General features: G+C 39.2%; 4 protein-coding genes. 3 read left to right on the plus strand and 1 reads right to left on the minus strand.

Features of this window, described 5'->3' with window-relative positions; all coding sequences use genetic code 11:
* The coding region (locus GD597_RS21595) for a hypothetical protein (RefSeq protein ID WP_171610001.1) at window positions 1-627 on the minus strand (627 nt) is incomplete at its 3' end.
* 619 nt (window positions 628-1246) lie between these two features.
* Here GD597_RS21595 and GD597_RS21600 point away from each other — a divergent pair.
* The 3 genes from GD597_RS21600 to GD597_RS21610 all read left to right on the plus strand — a co-directional run.
* A complete protein-coding gene (locus GD597_RS21600; RefSeq protein ID WP_171610002.1) occupies window positions 1247-1870 on the plus strand; it encodes a hypothetical protein in 624 nt (207 codons plus the stop codon).
* A 315-nt stretch (window positions 1871-2185) separates the two neighbouring features.
* Complete coding sequence (locus GD597_RS21605; RefSeq protein ID WP_171610003.1) at window positions 2186-2632, plus strand: hypothetical protein; 447 nt, start codon at window positions 2186-2188, stop codon at window positions 2630-2632.
* Window positions 2633-2940: 308 nt separating this feature from the next.
* On the plus strand, window positions 2941-3186 hold a 246-nt coding region (locus GD597_RS21610; RefSeq protein ID WP_171610004.1), incomplete at its 3' end, for a transposase.

Consider the following 3186-nt stretch of genomic DNA (forward strand, 5'->3'; position numbering starts at 1 on the left):
ATTGTATTTTGCTTCATCTGTATCCTCGTACAGGCTGCGGCCAATGCTGGCAAGGCGGCTCATTTCTGTCCAAAGGGCGTTGCCTTTCAAAATCCTGTCCTGCGTTTCCAGGTCGCGGTTTTCCACAGCATTTTCAATAGCATCTATTGCAGTATCAAAACTGGTAGCAAGGGTATCAATGTTGGTTAACTGGGCTGCGGTAAGCCCCTGTGCGGCAAGCTCAGCCAATAATTTGTTGCCTACCCTTACAACCCTGCGTGCAAGGCGGTAAAGATCAGCATCTGTTAATTCTGAAAGCCCATCGAAACCAAAAGTGTTGTACTTGCCGGTAGTGCCATAAGCGGTTTCGGCCATATTGCGTATGGGGCGCACCGCCGTGCGAATGTTGTTGGCAATAGCATCTTTTGCATTAGTGGCATCTGTAACCATACCAAGCAATTCTTCATCGGTAGTGGTTTCATCAAATGTGTCAATCAATGTTTGCAGGGCGGTAAGATTGGCCGCCGTAATGTTGCGGGTGGCAAAATCTGCCAGGTCGCGGTTAATACTTGTTTTAAGGGCGTCGGCAAGTTGTTTCAAGTTGCCATCCGCCATACTGTACTGTCGGGTTGCTTTTTGTTTAGGCATAGTTGAAAAATTTTTGTTTACTAAAAATAAAAAAAATTTAAAAAATTTAAAATAGTCGATTGCTTATATATCTTTTTTTATATGCTGTTGCCTCCGTGGGGTATCCGTTGCTATTTCCGGGTGTTCCGTTAGGTTTTCCGCATACCCTGTTAACTAAAAATGGTGTCCTTTTGTCAGTTTCCGGTGCTCCGTTAAGCATCTCGGGGCTTCCGTTGACCATTCCGGGCCCTCCGTTGCCCATTCCGGGGCCATTTTGGCAAAAATGGGCATGCGGATGCTGCGGATGCCTTCGCCTTTGTTGGTCGCCTGACCAACAAAGAATTTTCGCCTTTTCGCTGCTGTTGGCGTCCCCGCCTACAGCTTTCGCTTTTAGTCTTCCTATTCTGCGGCAAGTATACACCCAAGCCCTTCCAGCGTTGGGTACTTGTGCCTTTATAAACCACCATTGGCAAATAGTATAAGTCCCTTTGATGCCTGTTGGAAAAAGGGGAATATTAAACGGTAAAAAATAAACGCACCATCTATTTTAAAAAACGCACTATAAAAGCATTGGTTATCAATAACGCAATTTTTTTGGAAAGGCTATTTAGTTCGTCTATTTTTGAAATGACGGCAAACAATGAAAACGATCCCATTCATAGTTTTTTCAATTATTTTAAGCCTTTGTAGTGAAGGTCAAATTATCGACATGTCTCTAAAGGATACAATGTTTTTTAGACGTGGCGACACTTTGTTTTTAAAGACAAGCGGTATTGCTTTTAATGGATTTATTAAAAGTGATTCTGTGTTCAGTTTTTATCAAAATGGAATCTTGACAGTGGACAGCCCATTTTCAAGTTCTGACAATAGAAGATTTTTGACTGAATTAATTTTTCCAATAGAAAAAGATACTTTTTGGATTGACAGACGAAATAAAATTGACACAACGGCATTTAAAGTCAGGAATATATTCTATTTAGAAGATATTAAAGGTAAAAGTCGGATAATCAATTTTGACACATTGCAGGCAAAATTTTATACTGAAATATTGATTCCTGATTTGGATTATTATAAATTCTATCAGCAAAACAAAACTTGCCCAATATCAAATCACCAAGACAATATTATACCACTTTTGTATGGTCTACCAAATCAGGAGGGGCAAAGATTAGTGAAGGAGAAAAGAGTCATTCTTAAAGGGTGTTTTGGTCCAGGGCAAAGTGATGCATTATATTATTGCCAAAAACATAATATTGAATTTTAAATTTAGCAAGCACCTAATGCAACCAACATAATCTGTGTTAAAACCACTCTGCGACAAGTATGCAACCAATCCATTGCTGCGCTGGGTAATTGTGCCTCCCTAAACCACCATTGGTAAATAGTATATGCCCCAATGATGCCTTTTGGAAAAAGGGGAATATTAAATGGTAAAAAAATAAACGCACCATCTATTTTAAAAACGAACTATAAAAGCATTGGTTATCAATAACGCATTTTTTTTGGGAAAGGCTATTTAGTTCGCTATTTTTGAGTTGGCTACTATACAATAAAACTTAAACCTTCTAATAAAATTATCATGACAAAAATCTTGACGTTATTGAGCTTTGTTTTTTTCTTGTCAGTTAAAGGTAATGGACAAAGTATTGACAGTTTGCAATTGTCTGAAAAAGAAATTCCAGACGGTTATACATTGACAGACGAAAATAATTGTATTTCAATTCAAGCTTGTATTTTTTACGATAAGCCAGAGTTATACGGGATGCTTATCGGGAAGTTAAAGTCGAAAAAAATCCAAAATTTTGACAGTAAAAATGATAACGGAAGTATAATGTATTTTGAATATGAAGACGGCTTCAAAGGTCAAGGATTTTTAGACGGTCTTTTGTGGGGAGGAGATAAGCCAACTAAAGAGCATCCTGAAGATTATTACGCAGTAGGGAAGTATCTTATTATTTGGAGTTTCAAAAAAGGCAGTTTATTGAAAAAGGTCTCAATGGTAAAGATTAAAGCAATGGTTAAATGATGGGGTGCTGTACAGCAACCAACACTGGTATCCTGCAAAAGCAGCGCTGAAGGAAAAACAATCGGCGGTAAATCGCTAATAAATTTCGGTCCGGGCAGACACAGCAACAATCAGCAGCAAACGTTACCTTCAATAAAATAATTTCAATCGGCATTGGTTCTGGGCGGGCGGAATTCTACTACCCAGCGTTCCCCATTCTGGTGCAAGTATGCAGCCAAGCCTTTGCAGCATTGGGTACTTGGGTAAGCTTCCCCAAAAACAGTACGGTTTAAAAATAGACAAAATGTTTAATTTTAAAACTGTAAAACATGAAAAAGAGCACATTTAGTCCTGCGCAGATAGCAGGCATTCTCAAAGAGTTTGATAACGGCAAAAGTGCCGAAGAGATTAACCGTGATCACGGAGTAAGTAAAGCCAGTTTGTATAAATGGCGTCAGCGCTATGGTGGCATGGAAGCTACCGAGTTAAAGCGTATTAAAGATTTGGAAGAAGAAAATGCGCGGTTAAAACGCATGTATGCCACCATTGCGATGGAGCTTGACGTAGCAAAATAC

Origin of the sequence: Limnovirga soli (assembly GCF_013106755.1) — a bacterium.
GTDB classification, from domain to species: domain Bacteria; phylum Bacteroidota; class Bacteroidia; order Chitinophagales; family Chitinophagaceae; genus Limnovirga; species Limnovirga soli.

Coding starts and splice junctions, on each gene's coding strand:
- GD597_RS21600 (WP_171610002.1), top strand. CDS start 1,247: ATGAAAACGATCCCATTCATAGTTTTTTCAATTATTTTAAGCCTTTGT.
- GD597_RS21605 (WP_171610003.1), top strand. CDS start 2,186: ATGACAAAAATCTTGACGTTATTGAGCTTTGTTTTTTTCTTGTCAGTT.